Raw genomic sequence first — 24,340 nt, forward strand, 5'->3', positions numbered from 1 at the left:
TGTGAGCCAAGGAGTTGTGCCTTCCGATTGTCTTCCTAAGACCGCTTGGCCTCCGACTTGGCGGCGGCGCGGGCGGCGGTGCCGGCCTGGGAGCGGGGGCCCGCGGCGCCGGCCGCGGTGCCGCCGCGGCCGGCGGGCCCGGCCAGGCCGGGATCGGAGCGGGCGGTCGAGGCGGCAGGGGCGGGGCCGCGGGCTCGGGTGCCGGTGCCGGCTCGGGTGCCGGTGCCAGGGTCGGTGCCGGTGCCGGCTCGGGCTCGGGTTCCGGCTCGGGGCGCGGCTCAGGCGCCGGCCCGGGCACGGGAGCGGCCTCCGGCGGGGTGTCGCTCCGCGGTTCGTCCTCCGGGGCCGCGGCCGGCGCGGGGAACGGCACGACCGGCGGGCCGGTCGGCGGTGGCGGCACCACGGGCCCGGCCCCCTCCGACGGCGCCGGCGCGGGGTCCTCCGCGGCGGGCGCGGGGGACGGTGCCACCGGAGCCGGAGCCGGAGCCGGAGCCGGAGCCGGAGCCGGGGCCGGAGCGGGAGCCGGGGCCGGAGCCGGTGCCGGGGGCGGCGTCGGCTCCGGAGCGGGCGCCGGTGCCGGCGGAGGCGGCGGCGGGCTCATCACGGGAGGCGGAGCCGGTGCCGGCGCCGGGGACGGGGCCGGCGCGGACGCCGGGCTGTTCTGCACGTACCAGGCCGGAGGCGTGTAGTCGGCGCCGGACCACTCCTCGTCTTCCTCGGGGGCGTTCTCGCCCTCGTAGACGTCGTCCCGATCGCTGCTCACTGCTGCGCCTCCTGTGTTGCTTGTCCGCCCACCGGTATGGAACCGGTGCCCCCTGTGCGCGCGTGCGGTCCCCGGGAGACGACGCTCATGCTGTGTTCCCTCCCGTTCGCGGGCATCGGGCCGCCCCGGCTCGCGCTCCTGGCCGGAGCGAGGGGCGAACGGCCCGTGAGGGGCCTGCCTGTCCCATGCCGCCGCAGAGCACAGCCTAATCGTGCGCGCCCGCGCGACGGCAGGCCCGTCCGTGCCGGGGTGCCCGCGAAAAGCCGATGTCAGGGCCGGTGCGGGCGCGCACGGTGCCCCGTCGCCGCCAGACAACGGCTGGGTAACGGTCGCCCGCGGCGGCCCCTCGCGGCGTCAGTCCACCCGGCGCGGGGCGCCGAGCAGTCCGCTCTCGGGCTCCGTGGGAAGCGTCGTCACCAACTGCCGGTGGCGCCGGGTGCACCACAGGGTGACGTTGTCCCCGAGCGAGGACAGCGCCTGCGCCTCCTGCGCCGGAAGGCCCATCACCTGCCCGATCACCTCGGCCTCCTGCGGGGAGACGCGCTGGACGCCGACGATGTCCGCGTTGCCCAGCAGCCGCGGCGCGTTCGGGCCGAGGTACGGGAGCAGCGTCAGCACCGACTGCCACGGCCCGGCGGCGAGCCTGCTCCGCGGCGGTCTGGCCCCGCAGTCCCGCACGACCAGGACCGGGCTGGACACCGACGGGCCCTGCGGCGCCACCTGCCCGACGGCGTGCACGGCCACGGACTGCATGCCGCCGCCCGCCGCCTGCGCCATGGGCTGCCACACCGGCCCGCGGCCGGTCTCCACCGCGACCCGCGCGCCCGTCGCCACCGCCCGCAGCGCGATCACCTGGGCCAGCCACACGCCGCCGACCAGCACCACGTCGAACTGGGCGGGGCGGAACAGGCCGAGCACCGCCGGCTGGTTCAGCGGGTCCACGCCGATGACGACGCCGTCGTCGCCGACGGGCAGCGCGATCCCGGAGGACTGGTCGGGCGGGACGACGTGCCGGTTGCGGCGCGGCCCGATCAGGCCGAAGCCCGGTCTGGCCCGGCGCGGGCCCTGCCCCGCCCCGTCGCCGCCGGAACCGGGGGCGGGCACGGGGCGGCGCACCGACGGCGGCACGGTGGGAACGGCCATCAGCGGGTACCTCCCAACGGCAGCGTGGCCAGCACACCCGGGACCTGCTCGCGGTCCAGGCGGACCAGGCCCACCTTGACCCCGTTCGCGTGGCGCTGCAACTGGCGGCGGGCCGCGACGAGTTCGGTGTCGCTGCGGGCGGTCACCCGCACATGGCCGGTCAGCGCGGGCGAGCGGCCGGTGCCGCGGGTGGCGGTCAGACTGAAGGTGCTGGCCAGGGTGGGCACCGAGGTCAGCAGGTTGATCAGGTCGGGGCTGCGGCCCTCGGGCAACTGCGGCCAGCGGCCGATCCAGTACGTGGTGTGCCAGCGGTCGTCGCAGCGCCACGCCCGCGAGGTCTCCACGGTGCGGCGGCCGCCCTGGGCGCCCCGGCCCGCGCTGGCGTGCGGGCTGGCGCAGGCCGAGGTGGCGATGGCCGCGATCAGCTCGGGCTCGTCCAGCACCGTGGCGGTGAAGCCCGCCCCCGCCAGACGGCTCGCCAACTGGTCGGCCGCGCGCAGCACCGCGCGCTGCGCCCCGCCGAGGCCACCGCCGCGGGCCCGCACCGCCTCGGGGCACAGCTCCGGGTCGAGCTTGAGCGCCACCCAGGTCAGCCGCAGCCCCGGGGTGCCGGTCTGGGCCTGGAGCGGGGCGTAGGAGCGGGCGGCGAGCGCCTGCTCGGGCAGGTGGGCGGCGGGCGCCGGCTGGGTGTGCTGCACGGCCTGCACCGAGGCGAGGACGATGTCGTCCACCTCCAGCGCCTGGTGCAGCAGCTCCAGCGGCAGCGGGCGCTGTCCGCGCAGGGGGCGCAGCGGGGCGTCGGCGCCCTGCACCAGCAGCACCACCGTCAGGAACGTGCCGTCGCCGACCATGCCGACCGAGCGCCGGTCGCGGTCGATGTAGGTGTAGGTGCGCAGCGCCGGGTCGCACTCGACGGCGGGGGCGAGCCCGGGGTCCACCCCGGTGGGCGCGGGCTCCGCGGCGGCCCTGCGCCTGCGGGCGCGCAGCGCCAGCACCGTCCCCAGCCACTCCGGCAGCGGGCGGCGGTGCCTGCGGACGACGGCGAGCACGACGAGCACCGCGGCCACGGCGGCCAGCGGCGCCAGCAGCACCCGGCTGCCCACGAGGCCGATGAGCACCAGCGCGGCGGCGACCTCCACCAGCACCACCTGCTGGAGGCGCACCGGTCCGAGCGTGCCCGGCTTGGGGTGCGGACGCGGAACGGCGGGCGTGCGCTGCCGCGCCCCGCCCGCCGGGTCTGCGGCCCGCCGCGGCGCGGCGCGGCGCCGGGCCCTGGTAGCGCTGCTCATCCCCCGGTTCGACCCCTCATGTGTCACGTCAGGTACGTCTGGTGCGGCGGCGCGGGCGTCGCGCCCCGCAGGTCGCCGCCCTCGGGCGGCGGCTTCGCGGCGGCCCGGTCCGGCGTACCGGAACCGTACCGGTACGGCGCGGCGCGGCGACAGACGGGGCGGCGGGGCGGCGGGGGGCGGCGCGGGCCGCGGGGCGCGCGCCGCCCGCGGTGCCGTCCCGGTGCGGGACGGCCGGCGGCGGCTCCGGTAGGCTCCTGCCTCCTCCCGCCCGCCGTCCCGGGCCCGCCCGAGTGCCCGTCAGCGGCCCCCCGTCCGGCGTGCGCCGCGGCGGACGGCATAGTAGCGGCGGACGGCACGAGTCGATGCCCGCGCCCGGAGCGCACCGAACCACGGGGAGACGGAAGCGATGGCTTCGCGCAAGGACCTGCTCAACGCCTACACCTTCGCCCGCAGGCGGACCGTGGCGGCGTTCCTCCAGCCGACCCCCTCGGGCTCGGAGGAGGGCGCCCCGCGGGCGCTGCGCGCGGTGCTGCCGAGCATCGTCGTCGGGAGCCTGATCCTGGTGGGGTTCGGCGCCTGGGGCATCATCAAGCCCACCGCGCCCAAGGGCTGGAGCACCCCGGGCGAGTACATCATCGTCGGCAGCGAGTCCACGACCCGCTACGTGGTGCTGGAGGGCGAGGACGAGAACGGCCGGAAGCTGCCCAGGCAACTGCACCCGGTGCTGAACTTCGCCTCCGCCAAGCTGCTGCTCGACGAGGGCAAGGGCAAGGTCATCAAGGTCAAGGAGTCCGAGCTCGACAAGCTGCCGCACGGCGCCACGATCGGCATCCCCTACGCCCCGGACCGCCTGCCGAAGCGGGGCGACGCCGCGGAGGCCAAGAAGTGGGTGGTGTGCGTGCGGCCGGGCGCGGGCGGCGGCACCGACCGGGCGGTGTTCGTGCTCGGCGGCAGGGACGAGGACGCGGTCGAGGGCCAGCGGCGGCTGAAGGGCGCGCAGGCGCTGTACGTGCAGGGCGGGGACGGCGCCACCTATCTGGTGGACCCGCGGGGGACGCGTTTCCTGCTGGGTGGGGAGAACTGGAAGTCCCAGTCCAGGACGTACATGGAGCTGCTGCGCCGCGCCCTGTTCGGCGAGGAGGCCAGGCCCCAGCGGGTCACCGACGACTGGCTGGACTCCCTCAACGACGGCGGCGGCATCTTCTTCCCCGACATCCCCGGCCTCGGTGAGACCTCCGAGGTCCCGGGCCTCACCGAGGGGCAGAACACCGTGGGCACGGTGCTGAAGTCCTCCCCGGGCGGGCGGACCCAGCACTACGTCGTGATGCGCGACAAGGTGGAGCTGATCTCCGACTTCACCGCGAACCTGCTGCTGAAGGACGAGCGCACCCTCGACGCGTACGGCGGGCGCACCCCGCGCGCCGTGGACGTGGCCCTCTCCGCGGTGTCCCCCGACCGCACCCCGTTCCCCGCCGGGGTGCGCTGGCCGGAGGCGATCCCCGACCCGGTCAACACCGAGGAGGCCGAGGGCCGGCGCCGCACCGTCGCGTGCAGCGTCTACCGGGGCACCGTCGGCGCCAAGGGCCGCCCGGACCTGAGCGTGTGGGCGGGCAACGACTACCCCACCGAGATCGTGGACGGCGCGGCCGGCGCCTACGTCACCCCGGGCAAGGGCCTGCTGTACCGGGAGATCACCGCGGACCCGAAGAGCGGCCCCACCTACCTGGTCACCGACACCGGGCTGCGCTACTCGGTGTCGGCCAACGACGACAGCGAGGCGGACCGCCCGGTCACCGGCACCCGTCCCAAGGAGCAGCAGGCCGCCGAGCGGGAGGCCCAGGTCCGGCTCGGCTACGACAAGATCGACTCGCTGCCCGTGGTGCCGCAGACCTGGTCGGGCTTCCTGTCCAAGGGCCCGGCGCTCAACACCCGCAGCGCCGCCCAGCCGCAGGGCTCCTGACGGGGCGGCGGACATGACGGGGGGCGCGCGGGCGCGCGGCGGGGGAGCGCGGGCAACGTCATAGGCTCGTAACCGTTTGCCGTCCCGGGGTTGGGGCCGCGGAGGGCGGTGGCTAGGGTTCCGGAAGACATGGGGAGCAGGCTCTACCGGTGAGGGAAGAAGTCCACTTGGGAGCGCACACCGAACGGCACAGGACGGGCCGCGTCGCCGCGGCCGTCTGCGTGACCTTCGGGCTGCTGCTCGGCCCCGCCGCCCCGCTGGCCGCCGCCGACCCGGGGGTGCCGGACGGGCCGAAGGTCGCCAGCGGCGAGCAGTGCACCTTCCCGGCCAAGCCCGTCAAGGGCACCCCGTGGTCGCTCCAGCGCGTCCTGCTGGACCAGTTGTGGCAGGACACCAAGGGCAAGGGCGTCACCGTCGCCGTCATCGACACCGGCGTGGACGACAGCAACGCGCAGTTGCGCGGCGCCGTCGACGCCAAGAACGGCCTGGACCTGCTGGAGTCCAAGGGTGACGGCACCAAGGACGAGGTCGGCCACGGCACCAAGGTCGCCGGCATCATCGCGGCCCGCCCCGCGCCCGGCACCGGCTTCGTCGGCCTCGCACCGGAGGCCAGGATCCTGCCGATCCGGCAGAACGACGCCAACAACAGCGGCAAGGCCGACAAGATGGCGCAGGCCGTGCGGTACGCGGTGGACAAGGGCGCCCAGGTGATCAACATCTCCCAGGACACCACCCAGGTCCTCCCGCCCCAGTCCCAGTTGGCGCAGGCGATCGCCCACGCGGTGGAGGAGGACGTCGTCGTGGTCGCCTCCGCGGGCAACGACGGCGCCGACGGCAAGTTCAAGAACACCTACCCCGCGGCCCTGCCCGGCGTCCTGGCGGTCGGCGCCTCCGACCGCAACAACGAGCGCGCCGCGTTCTCCCAGTCGGGCGAGTTCGTCGGCATCGCCGCCCCGGGCGTGGACATGGTCTCCACGGTGCCCCGCGGCGGCCAGTGCGTCGACAACGGCACCAGCTTCTCCGCGCCGTACGTGGCCGGGGTCGCCGCCCTGATCCGCGCCAAGCACCCGGAGTGGACGAACACCCAGGTCATCGCCCAGATCCAGCAGACCGCGCAGCGCACGGCGCTCGGCCACGACCCGTTCGTCGGCTGGGGCGTGGTCGACCCGGTCAAGGCCCTCACCGAGGACGGCAAGCCCCGGTCGGAGCCCGTCCCCGACACCAACGTGGTGCGCAGCGCGCACCGCGTCCTGCCGCGCGAGCTCACCCTCGCGGAGACGCCGCAGGAGCGCCAGGAGCGCCACGCCACCTACGTCCTGGTCGCCGCGGTCGTCGCGGTGACCCTGCTGGCGGGAGGGAGCGTGGCCCTTCGGGACTGGCGCAGGAAAAGGTCCTAGCCACTGACTACAGTTAACCGACAGCCATGGGCGCCGCCAGCGGCGCACCAGGAACTCATGGGGGAAGGTGGGCCATGTCAGGCACCCAGAAAGTAACGTACGACGAGCTGCGCCGCCTCGAGGGCGACATCGACTCCGTCAGCATCGCCCTGACGAGCCAGCTCCAGAAGCTCGCCAACGTCATCACGCAGATCGAGGCCGACTGGAAGGGCATCGCGGCCAACACGTTCCGCTCGCAGCAGATGGCCCTCAACGAGGACCACGACGCGATGCGCCGGATCCTGGACGGCATCAAGAACGCCGTGCACGACACCAACCTCGCCAGCCAGTCGAACGAGGCGGACGTGCTCCAGAGCCTGAAGTCCATCGACGTCAACGGCAGCGCGGCCGGCAGCGGCATCGCGGGTCTGTAAGGGCTGTCCGACCAACTTCCGCCTCGGAGGGGGAACCATGTCCGAACTGAAGGTCACTTACGCTTCGCTGGACCAGGCTGCGGCCGACATCCGGTCCGCGGCCTCCGACCTGCGCCGCCAGCTCGACGACCTGCTGGGCCGCGTCCAGCGCGTCGCCGCGACCTGGGAGGGCGACACCTACCAGGCCTTCCAGGCCACCGCCAGGGAGTGGAGCAAGCGCGCCGAGCACATCCAGACCACGCTGAACGACGTGGCCACCCGCGTCCAGAGCGCGAGCGGCAGCTACAGCGCGACGGACAAGAAGACGTCGTCGTACTTCTCGGCCGGCTACTGACGGACGCGCACCCGGGGCGGGCCCATCCATCGGGACGGGCCCGCCCTTCGGCATGCCGTCGCGGGACGGGCCCGCCCTTCGGCGTGCCGGGCGGGGCCGCCGCACACGGCAGGGGGGCGCGGGAGCGACCGGGCTCCCGCGCCCCCCTGCCGTGCTCCGGGCCTCAGCGGTCCGGCAGCCACCCCAACTGCACCAGCGGCGCCCCCCGCCGCCGGCTGACGAAGAAGCCGCGGCCCGGCGGCATCGGCTGGGCCCGGACGCTGCCGAGCAGCTCGCCCTCGCCGGGGTCGCCGGACAGCAGCACGCCCTGCGCGCCCAGCTCCTTCATCCGCTGCATGAACGGCTCGTACAGCGCCCGCGACGCGCCGCCCGAGCTGCGCGCCACGATGAAGCGCAGGCCCACGTCCCGGGCGAACGGCAGGTTCTCGGCCAACTGCGCCATCGGGTTGCCGCTGCCCGAGGCCACCAGCTCGTAGTCGTCCACGATCACGAACACCTGCGGGCCGCTCCACCAACTGCGGTCGCGAAGCTGCGCGGGGGTGACGTCGGGGCCGGGCGCCCGCCGCTCGATGAGCTTGTTCAGCTCCGTCATGTGCAGGTCCATCGCGGTGGACGTCGCCGCGTACTCCAGCAGATGGCTCTCCGGCAGCGCGCCCAGCATGGAGCGGCGGTAGTCGCCCACCACCAGCAGGGCCTCCTCCCGGGTGTACCGCTCGGAGATCTGCTTGGCGATCAGCCGCAGCAGCGCGGTCTTGCCCGACTCGCTGTCGCCGAACACCACGAACAGCGGGTCGGTCTCGAAGTTGACGAACACCGGCGCCAGGTTGGTCTCGTCCACGCCGATCGCCACGCCCCGGTCGGGGTGCTCGAAGCCCTTCGGCAGCGAGTCCGCGGTGAGCATCCTCGGCAGCATGCGCACCTTCGGCGCGGGCTGCCCCGTCCACGCCTCCCCGACCGCGCGCACCATGGCCGCGGTGCCGTCCGGCAGGTCCTCCGCGGAGGAGGAGCCGTCGATGCGCGGCAGGGCGGCGAGGAAGTGCAGCTTGTCCGGGGTCAGGCCGCGGCCCGGCACGCCGATGGGCACGTTCGCGGCGACCTTCCGGTCGATCTCGGAGTCCATCACGTCGCCCAGCCGCAGTTCGAGCCGGTTGAGCAGCAGGTCCTTCAACGCGGGGCGGACCTCCATGTAGCGGGAGGCGGAGATGACGACGTGCACGCCGTAGTTGAGGCCGCGCGCCGCGATGTCGGTGACGACGGGCTCCAGCAGCTCGTAGTCCTGCCGGAAGGTGCCCCAGCCGTCGATGACCAGGAACACGTCGCCCCACGGCTCGTCCGGCAACCGGCCGGCGGCCCGCCGCTGGCGGTAGGTGCCGATCGAGTCGATGCCCCGGGCGCGGAAGGTCTCCTCGCGCCGGTTGAGGATCCCGCGGACCTCCGCGACGGTGCGCCGCACCTTCTCCGCGTCCAGGCGGCTGGCCACCCCGCCGACGTGCGGCAGGCCGTCCACGGCCACCAGGCCGCCGCCGCCGAAGTCCAGGCAGTAGAACTGCACCTCGGCCGGGGTGTGCGTCATCGCGAACGACGAGATCAGGGAGCGCAGCAGCGTCGACTTGCCGCTGCGCGGGCCGCCGACGACCATGGCGTGCCCGGCCGCGCCGGAGAAGTCCCGGTACAGCAGGTCCCGGCGCTGCTCGAACGGCTTGTCGACGATGCCCACCGGCACCACCAGCTTGCCGAGCGCGGAGTACTCCGGCGCGGTGAGCCCCCGCTCCGGCACGGCGGCCAGCGGCGGCAGCAACTGGTCCACGGACGGGGAGTCCGCCAGCGGCGGCAGCCACACCTGGTGCGCGGGCGGGCCCTGGCCCTCCATGCGGCGCACGATCACGTCCAGCACGGTGTCGGCGAGGGCGTCGTCCTGCACCGGCGGCACCGGCACCGGGTCCGGGTCGGGCGCGGTGGCGGGCAGGGCCACGGGGGCGGCCGAGAACGGCACGGGCCTGCGCGGCGACGAGCCGCGGGACCCGCCGGTGCCGCTCACGCCGCTGCGGTACACCCCGGAGACGTACGCAGCCTTGAACCGCACCATCGAGTCGGTGCCGGTCTTGAGGTAACCGGAGCCGGGCACCGACGGCAGGTGGTAGGCGTCGGGCACGCCGATCGCGGCGCGGGACTCGGCCGCGGAGAACGTCCGCAGGCCAATCCGGTACGACAGGTAGGTGTCCAGGCCGCGCAGCCTGCCCTCCTCCAGGCGCTGCGAGGCCAGCAGCAGGTGCACGCCGAGCGACCGGCCGATGCGGCCGATCTGGATGAACATGTCGATGAACTCGGGCTTGGCGGTCAGCAGCTCGCTGAACTCGTCCAGCACCATCACCAGCGTCGCCAGCGGCTCCAGCGGCGCGCCCGCCGCCCGCGCCCGCTCGTAGTCGTGGATGTTGGCGTAGTTGCCGGCCGCCCGCAGCAGCTCCTGGCGCCGCTGGAGCTCGCCGGTGATGGCGTCCCGCATGCGGTCCACCAGCGTCAGGTCGTCCGCCAGGTTGGTGATGACGGCGGCGACGTGCGGCATGTTCGACATGCCCGCGAAGGTGGCGCCGCCCTTGAAGTCGGCGAGCACGAAGTTCAGCGTCTCGGAGGAGTGCGTGACCGCGAGCCCCAGCACCAGGGTGCGCAGCAGCTCCGACTTGCCGGAGCCGGTGGCGCCCACGCACAGGCCGTGCGGGCCCATGCCCTCCTGCGCGGACTCCTTCAGGTCCAGCATCACCGGCTCGCCGCTCTCGCCGACGCCGATCGGCACCCGCAGCCGGTCGTGCAGGGAGCGCGGCCGCCAGGTGCGGGCGACGTCCACCGAGCCGGCGTCGCCGATCCCCATCAGGTCGGTGAAGTCCAGGTTGGCCAGCAGCGGCTCGTCGTCGTCACCGCCGCTGCCGACCCGCAGCGGCGCCAACTGCCGGGCCAGGGACTCGGCCTGCACCGCGCCCAGGGTGTCGGGCACGCCCTCGAAGGCGCCGCCGCCGGAGAGCAGCCGCAGCCGCCCCGGCCGCACCTCGACGGCGAGCCCGCCGCGCAGCTCGTCGAGCTCCCCGGGGATGACCTCCACGATGGTGACGCCCTGCAAGCCCTCGGCCGCGGCGAACGCCGAGTCGGCAGGAACGATTCCCCCGTCCAGCACCACCACCAGGTGCGGCTGCTCCACCAGCGGGGTCGCGTCCCGGTTGAAGCGCGGGCGGTTCTCCAGCCGGCTCCCGAGCAGCTCCTCGATCCCGGCCAGGCTGCCGCCGATCAGCCGGACGCTGCCCGCCCCGTCCACCTGCGACGGGTGCTGGGTGTGCGGCAGCCACTTCGTCCACTCCCACTCCCCGGCGGAGCCCGGCGCGGTCACCACCGCCACCACCAGGTCCTCCGGCGAGTGCAGCGCGGTCAACTGCGCCAGCATCGCCCGCGCGGTGCCGTACACCGTCTCCGGCTCCCCGGAGACCGTCAGGTGGTAGAACGCGCGCAGCGACACCGCGAGCGGCAGCCCGTCCAGCGTGCCGTGCGCCGCGAGGAACTGCCGCATCGCGTTCGCGGTGAGCGGCTCCAGCTCGTCCAGCGGCGCGGTCTGCGGCGCCACCAGCGGGGTGGCCAGTTGCTGCGGCCCGAGCCCCACCCTGATCTGCGCGAAGTCCGGGTCGCCGGGACGCCGCTCCCACACCCGCTTGCCCTCGGCGACCAGCGACCAGAGCTGGTCGGGCGCCGGGTGCAGGTACAACTGGGCCGCGCGCTGCTGCCGCGCGGTGCGGCGCACCTGACGGCGCATCTGCGCCAGGTACTTCAGGTAGTCGCGGCGGGTCTCGGCCATCTGCCCGGAGGAGCCCTGCCGGGCCCGCACGATCTGCGCGATCGCCATGGCGATGGTCGAGGCGATCATCAGACCGCCCATCACCTTCATGAAGGGCGCCGAGTTCGGCATGAAGAAGAACGCCGCCGAGCCGCCCATGCCGAGCAGCGGCAGCAGGTTCATCAGCCAGCTCTCGCCGTGGTCCCGGGGGATCTCCGGGGGAGCCTCGAGAGCGATTTCCTCCGTGGGGACCGCCGGGGGCAGCGCCCGCGCGGGCCGCTTCACGATGACAACGCTCAACTTCGCACCAGCCCTGCTGCTCGTCACCGCACCCGGGCGTGAGGGGCGCGGCTGTACGTGTCCGGGGGCGCACAGGGAACGGAAACGCGGCGGCGCTCCCCCGTTCGGCCCGGCGGGCGCCGCGCGGCGGCTTCGCCGAGGCAGTCCGCGCCGAGCCTGCGCAGGCGACGATCCTACTGCGGCACCCCGCGCGGGCTCCGGGGCCTCCATCGGATCTGCGCATTCCGGCCGACCCCGCGTCGGTGCCCGGCCGCACGTCACCCCCGCCGCGCACGGGCCCGGGCCCGGTCGGGTGACCCGTCCCCGCCCGGCGCACCGTCACCCGACCGGGCGACCCGAGCGCGGCCGGACCCGCATCCGCCCGGCGCCCCCGCCCCGGCCCGGGGTTGCGCGAACCCCGCCGGATGCGCGAGTAGTACGGGGTGACCCGCCGCGGCGCCCCGCGTCCCGCCCGGCCCCGTCACCCGTCCGGGCGATAGGGTGCCGCCCGCGGCCGGTACCAGGCCGGGCCGTCCCGGCGGGCACCCGTCCCGGGCGCCGCTGCCACGGGACCCGGCCGCCGACCGACCGGAACCAGACCGAGGGGGAACAAGCCCGGTGAGCATGACCGCAGCGACCGGCTACTGCCGGGTCACCGTCGTCGCTCCGGACAGCCGGATCGACGTCGCGCTCCCGGAGGACATACCGCTCGCCGACGTCTACCCGGAGATCCTGCGCCTGTCCGGGCAGACCCAGGGCGTCGGCGAACCCTCCGGCTTCCACCTGGTGCGGCGCGACGGCACCGTGCTGGACGCGGGGCTGTCGCTCGCCGCGCAGCGGGTGCTCGACGGTGAGCTGCTCGCCCTGCGCCCGTTCGCGGAGTCGCTGCCGCCCGCCGTCTACGACGACGTCGTGGACGCCATCGCCTCCGCGGTCACCAAGGACCGCCACGCCTGGAGCGACGAGCTGATGCGCGCCGCGGGCCTGGTCGCGGGCGTGCTGCTGCTGGTCATGATGGGCTTCGTCCTGTGGTTCGCGGACCCCGTCGAGCACGACATGCACAGCCTGCCCGGCATCATCGCGGGCGGCACCGGCCTGGTGCTGGTGGCGCTGTCCGGGGTGCGCGCCCGCGTCTACGACGACCGCGCCTCCTCCCTGGCGCTCGGCCTGGCCGCGCTGCCGCACCTGCTCATCGCCGGCTCCGGCATCCTCGCCCCGGACGCGGGACAGGGCCCGGGCAGGCTCCACTTCCTGCTCGGCTGCGTCACCGTGCTGGTGGCGTCCGTGCTGCTGATCGCGCTCACCCCGCGGGGCGACGCCCCGTTCGTGGCCGCCGCCTTCGTCTCCGCCGTGGGCACCCTCACCACCTTCGGCATGATCGTCACCGACTCCGACCCCAGCGAGGTCGCCTCCGTCAGCGCCGTCGCGGGGGTGGCGTTCGTGGCGTTCCTGCCCGGCTGGTCGTCCCGCTTCGCCCGGCTGCCCATCGGCTTCCGCTCCCCCGAGGAGCTGGCCAGGTCCGAGGAGCGCAGCACCGACCTGCGCGAGGAGGACCCGGTGGACTTCCGGCGCATCGCCGCCCAGGCCCGCCGCGGCCACGAGCTGCTGCTCGGCCTGGTCGGCGGCTGCTCCGCGGTGGTCGTGGGCAGCGGCGCCGTCCTCGGCTTCAGCGAGGACACCTGGCCGCAGTTGCTGGCGCTGGCCACGGGCGCGGCCATGCTGCTGCGCGCCCGGCTGTTCCGCTACACCGTGCAGGTCGCCTGCCTGCTGGTGTCGGGCATCGTCACCGTCTGCCTGCTGGTGCTCGGCCTGGCGCTGAACCCGCCGTACGAGGTGGTGCGCGCGGTGGTGCTCGGCACCGGCAACGAGGCCGACGTCCGCACGCTGTGGCTGGCGGGCTGCGTGGCCGCGGGCGCCGCGCTGCTGGTGGCGATCGGGCTGATCGTGCCGCGCACGGGCGTGTCCCCGTTCTGGGGCCGGGTGCTGGACATGACGGACGCGGTCGTGCTGCTGTCGCTGGTGCCGCTGTGCCTGGCGGTACTGGACGTCTACGCCAGTGCGAGGGGCATGACGAGCGGCTGATAGGCTGATGGGGCCCGTTCGTGCGCCGGTCGAAACCGGCCTGCCCGGGCGGTTCCCCGCACGAGTTCCGTAAGCACCCCTGTGAAGCAGACCAGGGGCACTCGGCGGGCAGCGCAACCCCGAAGGAGCCACGTGTCTCTCGACGTCGCAACCAAGAAGCAGATCATGGCCGAGTTCGCCACGAAGGAGGGTGACACCGGCTCCCCCGAGGTGCAGGTCGCGCTGCTGACCCGCCGCATCACCGACCTCACCGAGCACCTGAAGACCCACAAGCACGACCACCACAGCCGCCGTGGTCTGCTGCTGCTGGTCGGCCAGCGCCGCCGGCTGCTCCAGTACCTGGCCAAGAAGGACATCCAGCGCTTCCGTACGCTGGTCGAGCGGCTGGGCATCCGCCGCGGCGCGGCGGGCGCCCGCTAGGACGCGAGGGCAGGGAGCGGTTCCCGGAAGCTGGGGGCCGCTCCCTTTCCCATACCGCCGTCCCGGCGCCCCGCTCCGCCTTCCGTGGCGGCACCCGGGGCATCGGGGGATTAGAGCGGCCGGAAGCGGTTACGCGCGTCACCGAGGGCATCGGGCGGACACCCGCCCGGATCTTGCCGTCGTGCGGTCCGGCGAAGCTTTGTAGTCTGGACCGCGAGCAGTACCACACGACACACGAACATCGAAAACAGGACACCGGAAGGAGCGCCCGGAACCGTCGGCGTCGGAGCCAGGAGGCGCCGGTCCTCGGTAGTGGCAGCCGGGAACCCCCACCACGGGTGCGGGGGTCCCGGAGGCTTCGATCGAAGACCGGCCCGGCCAGGGCCGCGAACGGCGCGAGAGGGACGCTCCACCGGGACCCGGTCCGCCCCGCAGCGGGTGAACCGGACGCATCCAAGGAGAATTCCCCAGTGGAGAACGAGACCCACTACTCCGAAGCAGTGATCGACAACGGTCCCTTCGGCACCCGCACCATCCGCTTCGAGACGGGCCGCCTGGCCCGTCAGGCCGCCGGCTCCGCCGTCGCCTACCTCGACGACGAGACCATGGTCCTCTCGGCCACCACGGCGTCGAAGCACCCCAAGGAGCAGCTCGACTTCTTCCCCCTGACGGTGGACGTCGAGGAGCGCATGTACGCCGCCGGGCGCATCCCCGGCTCCTTCTTCCGGCGCGAGGGCCGCCCCTCCGAGGACGCGATCCTCACCTGCCGCCTCATCGACCGGCCGCTGCGCCCGTCCTTCGCCAAGGGCCTGCGCAACGAGATCCAGGTCGTCGCGACGATCATGGCGCTCAACCCCGAGCACCTGTACGACGTGGTCGCGATCAACGCCGCCTCCGCGTCCACCCAGCTCGCCGGGCTGCCGTTCTCCGGTCCGATCGGCGGCGTCCGGGTGGCGCTGATCCGCGGCCAGTGGGTGGGCTTCCCCACCCACAGCGAGCTGGAGGAGGCCGTCTTCGACATGGTCGTCGCCGGCCGGGTGCTCGACGACGGCGATGTCGCGATCATGATGGTCGAGGCCGAGGCCACCGACAAGACGATCAAGCTGGTCGAGGGCGGCTCCCAGGCCCCCACCGAGGAGATCGTCGCCGCCGGCCTGGACGCGTCCAAGCCGTTCATCAAGGTGCTGTGCAGGGCGCAGGCCGACCTCGCCGCCAAGGCCGCGCAGAGCAACGGCAAGCGGGCGGCCGCCGAGTTCCCGCGCTTCCCCGACTACCAGGACGACGTGTACGAGGCGCTGGCCGCCGCCGTCACCGACGAGCTCTCCCAGGCCCTGACGATCGCCGGCAAGCAGGCCCGCGAGGCCGAGCTCGACCGCGTCAAGGCGCTCGCCGCCGAGAAGCTGCTCCCGCAGTTCGAGGGCCGCGAGAAGGAGATCTCCGCCGCCTACCGGTCGCTGACCAAGAAGCTGGTCCGCGAGCGCGTCATCAAGGACAAGGTCCGCATCGACGGCCGCGGCGTCACCGACATCCGCACCCTGGCCGCCGAGGTCGAGGTCGTGCCCCGCGTGCACGGCTCGGCGCTGTTCGAGCGCGGTGAGACCCAGATCCTGGGCGTCACCACCCTCAACATGCTCCGGATGGAGCAGCAGCTCGACACGCTCTCGCCCGAGACGCGCAAGCGCTACATGCACAACTACAACTTCCCGCCGTACTCCACCGGCGAGACCGGCCGCGTCGGCTCCCCCAAGCGCCGCGAGATCGGCCACGGCGCGCTCGCCGAGCGGGCCCTGCTGCCGGTGCTGCCCACGCGCGAGGAGTTCCCCTACGCCATCCGGCAGGTCTCCGAGGCGCTCGGCTCCAACGGCTCCACCTCGATGGGCTCGGTCTGCGCCTCCACCATGTCGCTGCTGAACGCGGGCGTGCCGCTGAAGGCCCCCGTCGCCGGCATCGCCATGGGCCTGATCTCCCAGGAGATCGACGGCGAGACCCACTACGTCACCCTCACCGACATCCTCGGCGCGGAGGACGCGTTCGGCGACATGGACTTCAAGGTCGCCGGCACCAAGGAGTTCGTCACCGCCCTCCAGCTCGACACCAAGCTGGACGGCATCCCGGCCTCCGTGCTCGCCGCGGCGCTGAAGCAGGCCCGCGACGCCCGTCTGCACATCCTGGACGTGATGCTGGAGGCCATCGACTCCCCGGACGAGATGTCCCCCAACGCCCCGCGGATCATCACCATCAAGATCCCGGTGGACAAGATCGGCGAGGTCATCGGCCCCAAGGGCAAGATGATCAACCAGATCCAGGAGGACACCGGCGCCGACATCACCATCGAGGACGACGGCACGATCTACATCGGCGCCGTGGACGGCCCCTCCGCCGAGGCCGCCCGCACCGCGATCAACGGCATCGCCAACCCGACGATGCCCGAGGTCGGCGAGCGCTACCTGGGCACCGTGGTGAAGACCACGACCTTCGGCGCGTTCGTCTCGCTGCTGCCCGGCAAGGACGGCCTGCTGCACATCTCGCAGTTGCGCAAGCTCGCCGGCGGCAAGCGGGTGGAGAACGTCGAGGACGTCGTCAGCGTCGGCGCCAAGGTCCAGGTCGAGATCGCCGAGATCGACCAGCGCGGCAAGCTCTCCCTGATCCCGGTCATCGAGGGCGAAGAGGCCGACGCCGCCGAGGGCAAGGACGAGAGCGACAAGTGACACCCGGCATCCCGTGCCCGACGGCCCGCCCCTCCATCCGGGGGCGGGCCGTCCCGCGGCGGCGGGCCCACCGCGGCGCCGCCACCGCCGCCACCGCCCCCGCGGGCGGCGGGGGCGAGGTGCGCCGCACGGTGCTGCCCGGCGGCCTGCGCGTGGTCACCGAGTCCCTGCCCACGGTGCGTTCGGCCACCTTCGGCATCTGGGTCGGCGTCGGCTCCCGCGACGAGACCCCGGCCCTGAACGGCGCCACCCACTACCTGGAGCACCTGCTGTTCAAGGGCACCGCCCGGCGCAGCGCCCTGGAGATCTCCGCCGCGCTCGACGCGGTCGGCGGCGAGATGAACGCGTTCACGGCCAAGGAGTACACGTGCTACTACGCCCGTGTGCTGGACGCCGACCTGCCGCTGGCCGTCGACGTGGTCTGCGACATGCTCACCGGCTCCCTGATCAGGGCCGAGGACGTGGACTCCGAGCGCGGCGTGGTGCTCGAGGAGATCGCCATGACCGAGGACGACCCCGGTGACCAGGTCCACGACCTGTTCGCCACGGTCATGTTCGGCGACTCACCGCTTGGCCGCCCCGTCCTGGGCACCGTGGAGACCATCAACGCGCTCACCCGCGACCGGATCGCCGGCTTCTACCGGCGCCGCTACCGCCCCGAGCACCTGGTGGTCGCCGCCGCGGGCAACGTGGACCACGACAGGGTCGTCCGCCAGGTGCAGGAGGAGTTCGCCAGGGCCGGCGCGCTCGGCGACCCCGCCGCCGTCCCCGCGCCCCCGCGCGGCGGCAGCCGCGCCCTGCGCACCGCGGGCAAGGTCGGCGTGCTCGACCGGCCCACCGAGCAGGCCCACCTCATCCTCGGGCTGCCCGGCGTGTGCCGCACCGACGAGCGGCGCTGGGCGCTCGGCGTGCTCAACACCGCGCTCGGCGGCGGCATGAGCTCGCGCCTGTTCCAGGAGGTCCGCGAGAAGCGCGGCCTGGCCTACTCGGTGTACTCCTACACCTCCGGCTACGCCGACTCCGGCCTGTTCGGCGTGTACGCGGGCTGCCAGCCCCGCCGCGCGGGCGAGGTGCTCAAGATCTGCCGCGACGAGCTGACCCGCGTCGCCGAGCACGGCCTCACCGACGAGGAGCTCTCCCGCGCCGTCGGCCAGTTGTCCGGCTCCACCGTGCTGGGCCTGGAGGACACCGGCTCCCTGATGAGCCGCATCGGCAAGAGTGAGGTGTGCTGGGGGGAGCAGCTCTCGGTGGACGACATGCTGGCGCGGATCGCCGCCGTCACCCCCGACGAGGTGCGCGAGGTCGCCGCCGAGGTGCTGGGCCACCGCCCGTCCCTGGCCGCCATCGGGCCGTTCGACGAGCGGCAGACCGCGGCCCTGCACGAGGCCGTGGCGTGACCGCGCCCGCCGGGCCGCGACAGTGGACCCTGACCGTTTTTCCAGTTCCGCCAGTAGTTCCGCCAGTGGAGAGCGCGAGACCGTGATGAGCGACAACCGTGGGAGCAGGCTGCGCGTGGGCGTCATCGGCGCCCGGGGCCGGATGGGCGCGGAGGCCGTGCAGGCCGTCGAGGCGGCCGGCGACCTCGAGCTCGTGGCCGCGCTCGGCCGCGGCGACAAGCTGGAGCAATTGGTGGAGGCCGGGGCGCAGGTGGCGGTGGAGCTCACCCACCCCGACGCGGTCATGGGCAACCTGGAGTTCTGCGTCCGCAACGGCATCCACGGCGTCGTCGGCACCACGGGCTGGACCGACGAGCGCCTGGCCGCCCTGCGCGGCTGGCTCGGCGACTCCCCGGGCACCGGCGTGCTCATCGCGCCGAACTTCGGCATCGGGGCCGTGCTCACCATGCGCTTCGCCCAGCAGGCCGCCCGCTTCTTCGAGTCGGTGGAGATCGTCGAGCTGCACCACCCGGACAAGGCCGACGCCCCCAGCGGCACCGCGGCGCGCACCGCGCAGTTGATCGCGCGGGCCCGCCGCGAGGCCGGGTGCGCCCCGCAGCCGGACGCCACCACCACCTCCTTGCCCGGCGCCCGCGGCGCGGACGTGGACGGGGTGCCGGTGCACGCGGTGCGGCTGCGCGGCCTGGTCGCGCACCAGGAGGTGCTGTTCGGGGACGCCGGCGAGGTGCTCACCATCCGGCACGACTCGATGAACCGCTCCTCGTTCATGCCGGGGGTGCTGCTCGCGGTGCGCCGCGTGCCCTCCGCGCCCGGCCTGACGTTCGGCCTGGAGCACTTCCTGTTCGACGACGCCGACGGCACCGGGACCGGCACCGCCGCCCCCGCCGCCGCGGACCCGGAGTGACCCGATGACCTCCCCCGGGAACGGAGCCGCCAAGGGCACCGACGGCCCCAAGGGCTCCAAGGGCGCCAAGGGCAAGCTCACCTTCGTGGTGATGTCGGTGGCGCTGGTGTTCTACTTCGTGCTCGCGGGCAGCCGCGGCGTCATCCTGGTCCGCGACGGCCGCCCGGTGACGGTGCTGTTCGGCCTGGCCGTGTTCGTGCTGCCGCTGATCGGATGCTGGTTCCTGTGGCGGGCGTACCAGTTCGTCCGCCGCAGCCAGCAGCTCGCGGACGAGCTGGAGGCCGAGGGCGGGCTGCCGCCGGACGAGCTGCGGCGCACCCCGGGCGGCCGGATCGACCGCGCCTCCGCGGACGAGGTGTTCGCCCGCTACAAGGCGGAGTGCGAGGCGTCGCCGGGGGACTGGCGCTGCTGGTTCCGGCTCGCCGTCGCCTACCACGACGCCCGCGACACCCCGCGCGCCCGCAAGGCGATGCAGCGCGCCATCGCCCTGCGCGACGCCGAGCGCTCCACGGCCGCCTGAGCCTGCGGGCCCCGCGCGGCCCCCGGCCGGCGACCCGTGACGCGGCCCCCGGGCACGCCGCCCGCCGAGCGGGGACGTTCAGCCGCGCGGAGCGCGTACCGCCCACTCCTCCACCGCGTCCGCCGCCCGGTCGAACGCCTCCGGGCGGGCGAGGAAGTCGGCGCTGTGGTCCGTCAGCAGCGTCGTCATCACCGAGCCATCCGAACGGGTGACGAGCACCGCCTGCCCCTGCACCGTGCGCGGCAGCCCGAGCAGCCGCACCGGCTGCTGCGAGGTGCGCACCGCGGCGACCCGGTCCCACGGCAGGGTGACGGTCCGCAGCGGCGCCACCTGCCGCAGCCCGCGGTCGCTCACCCAGATCCCCACCCGCAGCATCCGCACCGTGCCCGCGACCAGCGCCAGCGCGCAGCCGAGGATCGTCCCGGCCGCGGACACCGCCCCGGACATGGCGGTCACCAGCGCGCCGAACAGCAGGAACGACGCGGCCACCAGGGCCAGCGCGGCCACGCCGACCCGGCAGGGCCCCGGCCGGTAGGGGCGCACCCACTGCTGCGAAGGCTCGTGCGGCAGCGTGCCGCCGAGCTGCTCGTCGGGGTCGCGGTCGCTGTCGGCGGACAGGATGGAGAGGGACACGGCTTGCTTCACCACTGCTTTCCGCTGCACGCGTGATACGGCTGTGACCGGTGAGGCTAGCGGACGAGCCCGGCCGAGCCCACAGGGACGCGGGGATCCGCCGGAAGCGGGGCGCCCGATCCCCCCGTCCGGACCCGCCTGGTTAAAGTGGCCCGGCGCGCCGACCGGCGCACCCGTCCCGGCCGATCCAGGAGGACCCCGAGGTGACCACCCATCCCACCGGCCCGAACGACGGCGGCGACGCCGTCTTCCGCAGCGACGTGACCGTCGAACTGGTCAGGCACAGCGCGGCGGACTCGGACGTGCTGTGGGCGGCCCGCGTCTCCACGGCGGGGGAGCAGTCCCTGGAGGAGCTGACCAAGGACCCGGAGCGCTCCAAGGGCCTGATCAACTTCCTGATGCGCGACCGCCACGGCAGCCCGTTCGAGCACAACTCCATGACCTTCTTCATCAGCGCCCCGATCTTCGTCTTCCGCGAGTTCATGCGGCACCGGGTGGGGTGGTCCTACAACGAGGAGTCGGGCAGGTACCGGGAGCTGAAGCCCGTGTTCTACACACCGGCGCAGGACCGGCGCCTGGTGCAGCAGGGCCGTCCGGGCAAGTACGAGTTCGTGGAGGGCACCCCGGAGCAGCACAAGGTCGTCTCCGAGGCGATGCGGGAGTCCTACCGGCGCTCCTACGCCGCCTACCAGGAGATGCTCGACGCCGGGGTCGCCCGGGAGGTCGCCCGGTCGGTGCTGCCCGTCGGTCTGTACTCCTCGATGTACGCCACCTGCAACGCCCGGTCGCTGATGAACTTCCTGTCGCTGCGGACCCGCCACGAGAACGCGGCCGTGCCCTCCTTCCCGCAGCGCGAGATCGAGATGGTCGCCGAGCGGATGGAGGCGCTGTGGGCGGGCCTGATGCCGCTCACCCACGCGGCGTTCAACGCCAACGGACGCGTCGGCCCCTGAGCGCGGCCGCGCTCCAGCGGTGTCCGAATTGCGCAGTTTCATAAGGTTCATCTAGGGTGGGAGCTGATTCCGGTACTGCTTGGACCCCCGAGCAGGCAGTGCCGGAATCCCCGCTTCGGGAACCCCGGCCCCAGGGCCGCGGCAACCCGTCCGACCAGCGAGGACCACGGATCACACATCCCCTGGGGGGCACGTGCGGCCCCGCTGCGAGTAGCGTTGGACCCATGGCTCCGACCTCCACACCGCAGACCCCCTTCGGGCGGGTCCTGACCGCCATGGTCACGCCGTTCACCGCGGACGGCGCCCTCGACGTCGACGGCGCCCAGCGCCTCGCCGCGCACCTGGTGGACGCCGGCAACGACGGCCTTGTCGTCAACGGCACCACCGGTGAGTCGCCGACCACCAGCGATGCGGAGAAAGAGCAGCTCGTCCGGGCCGTCCTGGAGGCCGTCGGCGACCGCGCGTTCGTCGTCGCCGGGGTCGGCACCAACGACACCCGGCACTCGGTGGAGCTGGCCCGGCAGGCCGAGCGGGCCGGCGCGCACGGCCTGCTGGTCGTCACCCCGTACTACAACAAGCCCCCGCAGGAGGGTCTGCGGCGGCACTTCACCGCTGTCGCCGACGCGACCGGCCTGCCGGTGATGCTGTACGACATCCCGGGCCGCAGCGGGGTCCCGATCGACACCGAGACCCTGGTCCGGCTCGCCGAGCACCCCAGGATCGTCGCCAACAAGGACGCCAAGGGCGACCTCGGCGCCGCGAGCTGGGCGATCGCCCGCAGCGGCCTGGCCTGGTACTCCGGCGACGACATGCTGAACCTGCCGCTGCTCTCGGTCGGCGCCGTGGGCCTCGTCTCGGTCGTCGGCCACCTGGTCGCCCCGGAGCTGCGCGCCCTGGTCGAGTCGTTCACCTCGGGCGACGTCGCCAAGGCCACCGAGATCCACCAGCGGCTGCTCCCCGTGTACACCGGGATCTTCCGCACCCAGGGCGTGATCACCGTCAAGGCCGCCCTGGCCTGGCGCGGGCTGCCCGGCGGCCCGCTGCGGCTGCCCCTGGTGGGCATCGGCGACGAGCAGGCCGCCCGCCTGAAGAAGGATCTGGCCGCAGGCGGGGTACAGCTTTAGACAACGGCCCTGACGCACGGCCGCCCCACGCGTGCGCGTGCCGACGGCCGGGGCGTGTGTCCTCCCGTGACCGGCGCCCCGCTGCCGCTGCGGCCCGCGAAGGCAAGGCAGTACCGATCGCTGACAACACGACGCACCATGCCAAGCAAGTGCACGATTGTCATGCGCGCCACGTGTCCTCGGCTGGCCGAAGGCAGGTGGCGCGCATGGTGAGGAGAGTCTTTTGAGCCATCCGCACCCTGAACTCGGCCCCCCTCCGGAACTGCCCGAGGGCGGCCTGCGGGTCACGCCCCTGGGCGGCCTGGGAGAGATCGGCCGCAACATGACCGTCTTCGAGTACGGCGGACGTCTGCTGATCATCGACTGCGGTGTGCTCTTCCCGGAGGAAGAGCAGCCCGGGGTCGACCTGATCCTGCCGGACTTCTCCTGCATCAGGGACCGCCTGGACGCCGTGGACGGCATCGTCCTCACCCACGGCCACGAGGACCACATCGGCGCCGTGCCGTTCCTGCTGCGGGAGAAGCCGGACATCCCCCTGATCGGCTCCAAGCTCACGCTGGCGCTGATCGAGGCCAAGCTCGCCGAGCACCGCATCCGCCCCTACTCGCTCGAGGTCAAGGAGGGGCAGCGCGAGCGCATCGGCCCCTTCGACTGCGAGTTCGTCGCGGTCAACCACTCCATCCCCGACGCGCTGGCCGTGGCCGTCCGCACCCCCGCGGGCCTGGTCGTGCACACCGGCGACTTCAAGATGGACCAGTTGCCGCTGGACCGGCGCCTGACCGACCTGCCCGCCTTCGCCCGCCTCGGCGAGGAGGGCATCGACCTGCTCCTGAGCGACTCCACCAACGCCGAGGTCCCCGGCTTCGTCTCCCCGGAGCGCGACATCACCCCGGTGCTGCGGCAGGTCTTCGCCAAGGCGGAGCGCCGGATCATCGTCGCCAGCTTCGCCAGCCATGTGCACCGCATCCAGCAGGTCCTGGACGCGGCCCACGAGTACGGCAGGAAGGTCGCCTTCGTCGGCCGCTCGATGGTCCGCAACATGGGCATCGCCCGGGACCTGGGCTACCTGAAGGTGCCCGGCGGCCTGGTCGTGGACGTCAAGACCCTCGACGACCTGCCGGACGAGGACGTGGTGCTGATCTGCACCGGCTCCCAGGGCGAACCCATGGCGGCGCTGTCCCGGATGGCCAACCGGGACCACCAGATCCGCATCATGGAGGGCGACACCGTCATCCTGGCCTCCTCCCTGATCCCGGGGAACGAGGCGGCGGTCTACCGGGTGATCAACGGCCTGACCCGGTGGGGCGCCGACGTGGTCCACAAGGGCAACGCGAAGGTCCACGTCTCCGGCCACGCGTCGGCGGGCGAGCTGCTGTACTTCTACAACATCTGCAAGCCCCGCAACCTGATGCCCGTCCACGGCGAGTACCGCCATCTGCGGGCCAACGCCGACCTCGGCATGCTGACCGGCATCCCCAGGGAGCGCACGGTCATCGCCGAGGACGGCGTGGTGGTCGACCTGGTGGAGGGCAAGGCCGGCATCGTCGGCAAGGTCCAGGCGGGCTACGTGTACGTGGACGGCCTGTCCGTCGGCGACATCACCGAGGCGTCGCTGAAGGACCGGCGCATTCTCGGCGAGGAGGGCATCGTCTCGGTCTTCGTCGTGGTCGACTCCAGCACCGGCAAGCTCGTCGGGGGCCCGCACATCCAGGCCCGTGGCTCCGGCATCGACGACGAGGCGTTCGCCGAGGTGCTCCCGCAGATCGAGGAGTCGCTCGCCACCGCCGCGGCCAACGGCGTCGCGGAGCCCCACCAGTTGCAGCAACTGGTGCGCAGGGCGATCGGCAAGTGGGTGTCGGACACCTACCGCAGGCGGCCGATGATCCTGCCCGTGGTGGTGGAGGTCTAGCCCCGCCAACCCCCGCGCCCAGGCGCCCCGGGGCCCGGCCACCGAGCCGGCCCCGGGGCGGATTTGCTTCCGGGGCGCCCGGCCAAGTACCTTCTACAACACCGCCGCGCAGGGAGCACCGGAAACGTGTGTGCCCAAAGCGGGGCGGAAATCCGGACCGAAGAAATGTGCTAGAGTCTGGAACACGCCGAAGGCCGAAAGGCCGGAAGCGAAAAGAAGAAAAAGAGCGGAAAGCTTCCGTTCCTTGAGAACTCAACAGCGTGCCAAAAATCAACGCCAGAAGTTGATACCCCCTCGA

At 73.6% G+C, this 24,340-nt stretch carries 17 protein-coding genes; 13 read left to right on the forward strand and 4 right to left on the reverse strand.

The features are described 5' to 3' along the window. Positions 1–1,117: 1,117 nt before the first annotated feature. Both ACYVO2_RS35475 and eccE read right to left on the reverse strand, forming a co-directional pair. A complete protein-coding gene (locus ACYVO2_RS35475) occupies positions 1,118–1,906 on the reverse strand; it encodes a hypothetical protein (protein ID WP_461012231.1) in 789 nt (262 codons plus the stop codon). Then, positions 1,906–3,195, reverse strand: a complete 1,290-nt coding sequence (eccE, locus tag ACYVO2_RS35480; protein WP_461012232.1) for a type VII secretion protein EccE — start codon at positions 3,193–3,195, stop codon at positions 1,906–1,908. Before eccE ends, ACYVO2_RS35475 begins: the two co-directional genes overlap by 1 nt. Positions 3,196–3,601: 406 nt before the next feature. On the opposite strand from eccE, the gene eccB reads away from it, so the two are divergent. The 4 genes from eccB (at position 3,602) to ACYVO2_RS35500 (ending at position 7,299) form a co-directional block, all read left to right on the forward strand. Beyond that, positions 3,602–5,155, forward strand: a complete 1,554-nt coding sequence (gene eccB / locus ACYVO2_RS35485; RefSeq protein ID WP_461012233.1) for a type VII secretion protein EccB — start codon at positions 3,602–3,604, stop codon at positions 5,153–5,155. A 167-nt stretch (positions 5,156–5,322) separates the two neighbouring features. Then, the gene (gene mycP / locus ACYVO2_RS35490; RefSeq protein WP_461012234.1) at positions 5,323–6,552 is read left to right on the forward strand and encodes a type VII secretion-associated serine protease mycosin; all 1,230 of its coding nucleotides are present in this window, start codon (positions 5,323–5,325) and stop codon (positions 6,550–6,552) included. 74 nt (positions 6,553–6,626) lie between these two features. Continuing rightward, positions 6,627–6,965 carry a WXG100 family type VII secretion target gene (locus tag ACYVO2_RS35495; RefSeq protein WP_461012235.1) on the forward strand — a complete coding sequence of 113 codons (339 nt, stop codon included), beginning with the start codon at positions 6,627–6,629 and terminating at the stop codon, positions 6,963–6,965. 37 nt (positions 6,966–7,002) lie between these two features. Beyond that, positions 7,003–7,299, forward strand: a complete 297-nt coding sequence (locus ACYVO2_RS35500; protein WP_461012236.1) for a WXG100 family type VII secretion target — start codon at positions 7,003–7,005, stop codon at positions 7,297–7,299. A 163-nt stretch (positions 7,300–7,462) separates the two neighbouring features. Here ACYVO2_RS35500 and eccCa read toward each other — a convergent pair whose 3' ends face one another. Then, positions 7,463–11,413: a type VII secretion protein EccCa gene (gene eccCa / locus ACYVO2_RS35505; protein ID WP_461012237.1), complete on the reverse strand. Its 3,951-nt coding sequence runs from the start codon at positions 11,411–11,413 to the stop codon at positions 7,463–7,465. 597 nt (positions 11,414–12,010) lie between these two features. On the opposite strand from eccCa, the gene eccD reads away from it, so the two are divergent. The 6 genes from eccD (at position 12,011) to ACYVO2_RS35535 (ending at position 19,423) form a co-directional block, all read left to right on the forward strand. Then, positions 12,011–13,474, forward strand: coding sequence for a type VII secretion integral membrane protein EccD (eccD, locus tag ACYVO2_RS35510; protein WP_461012238.1), 1,464 nt, complete (start codon positions 12,011–12,013; stop codon positions 13,472–13,474). 132 nt (positions 13,475–13,606) lie between these two features. Next, positions 13,607–13,894 (forward strand): 30S ribosomal protein S15, encoded by a 288-nt coding sequence (gene rpsO / locus ACYVO2_RS35515; protein WP_461012239.1) that lies wholly within the window; start codon positions 13,607–13,609, stop codon positions 13,892–13,894. A gap of 470 nt (positions 13,895–14,364) precedes the next feature. Continuing rightward, positions 14,365–16,602 carry a polyribonucleotide nucleotidyltransferase gene (locus tag ACYVO2_RS35520; protein ID WP_461012240.1) on the forward strand — a complete coding sequence of 746 codons (2,238 nt, stop codon included), beginning with the start codon at positions 14,365–14,367 and terminating at the stop codon, positions 16,600–16,602. Next, entirely contained in the window at positions 16,599–17,999 is a 1,401-nt protein-coding gene (locus tag ACYVO2_RS35525) for a M16 family metallopeptidase (protein WP_461012241.1), read from the forward strand. Before ACYVO2_RS35520 ends, ACYVO2_RS35525 begins: the two co-directional genes overlap by 4 nt. 85 nt (positions 18,000–18,084) lie before the next feature. After that, the gene (dapB, locus tag ACYVO2_RS35530; protein ID WP_461012242.1) at positions 18,085–18,903 is read left to right on the forward strand and encodes a 4-hydroxy-tetrahydrodipicolinate reductase; all 819 of its coding nucleotides are present in this window, start codon (positions 18,085–18,087) and stop codon (positions 18,901–18,903) included. Positions 18,904–18,994: 91 nt separating this feature from the next. Beyond that, the gene (locus ACYVO2_RS35535) at positions 18,995–19,423 is read left to right on the forward strand and encodes a hypothetical protein (protein ID WP_461012247.1); all 429 of its coding nucleotides are present in this window, start codon (positions 18,995–18,997) and stop codon (positions 19,421–19,423) included. A 78-nt stretch (positions 19,424–19,501) separates the two neighbouring features. On the opposite strand, the gene ACYVO2_RS35540 is transcribed toward ACYVO2_RS35535, so the two are convergent. Further along, positions 19,502–20,056: a hypothetical protein gene (locus ACYVO2_RS35540; RefSeq protein ID WP_461012243.1), complete on the reverse strand. Its 555-nt coding sequence runs from the start codon at positions 20,054–20,056 to the stop codon at positions 19,502–19,504. 203 nt (positions 20,057–20,259) lie between these two features. On the opposite strand from ACYVO2_RS35540, the gene thyX reads away from it, so the two are divergent. From thyX to ACYVO2_RS35555, 3 genes are all read left to right on the forward strand, one after another. After that, positions 20,260–21,009 carry an FAD-dependent thymidylate synthase gene (thyX, locus tag ACYVO2_RS35545; protein ID WP_461012244.1) on the forward strand — a complete coding sequence of 250 codons (750 nt, stop codon included), beginning with the start codon at positions 20,260–20,262 and terminating at the stop codon, positions 21,007–21,009. Positions 21,010–21,233: 224 nt separating this feature from the next. Next, a complete protein-coding gene (gene dapA / locus ACYVO2_RS35550; protein WP_461012245.1) occupies positions 21,234–22,133 on the forward strand; it encodes a 4-hydroxy-tetrahydrodipicolinate synthase in 900 nt (299 codons plus the stop codon). Between the two features lie 223 nt (positions 22,134–22,356). Beyond that, complete coding sequence (locus ACYVO2_RS35555; RefSeq protein ID WP_461012246.1) at positions 22,357–24,042, forward strand: ribonuclease J; 1,686 nt, start codon at positions 22,357–22,359, stop codon at positions 24,040–24,042. Positions 24,043–24,340 lie beyond the last annotated feature (298 nt).

It is taken from the genome of Streptomyces capparidis (genome assembly GCF_054782095.1).

Excerpts from the sequence above, each read along its gene's own strand:
- ACYVO2_RS35475 (WP_461012231.1), bottom strand. The coding sequence starts at position 1,906 with ATGGCCGTTCCCACCGTGCCGCCGTCGGTGCGCCGCCCCGTGCCCGCC.
- eccE (WP_461012232.1), bottom strand. The coding sequence starts at position 3,195 with ATGAGCAGCGCTACCAGGGCCCGGCGCCGCGCCGCGCCGCGGCGGGCC.
- eccB (WP_461012233.1), top strand. The coding sequence starts at position 3,602 with ATGGCTTCGCGCAAGGACCTGCTCAACGCCTACACCTTCGCCCGCAGG.
- ACYVO2_RS35495 (WP_461012235.1), top strand. The coding sequence starts at position 6,627 with ATGTCAGGCACCCAGAAAGTAACGTACGACGAGCTGCGCCGCCTCGAG.
- ACYVO2_RS35500 (WP_461012236.1), top strand. The coding sequence starts at position 7,003 with ATGTCCGAACTGAAGGTCACTTACGCTTCGCTGGACCAGGCTGCGGCC.
- dapB (WP_461012242.1), top strand. The coding sequence starts at position 18,085 with ATGAGCGACAACCGTGGGAGCAGGCTGCGCGTGGGCGTCATCGGCGCC.
- ACYVO2_RS35535 (WP_461012247.1), top strand. The coding sequence starts at position 18,995 with ATGTCGGTGGCGCTGGTGTTCTACTTCGTGCTCGCGGGCAGCCGCGGC.
- dapA (WP_461012245.1), top strand. The coding sequence starts at position 21,234 with ATGGCTCCGACCTCCACACCGCAGACCCCCTTCGGGCGGGTCCTGACC.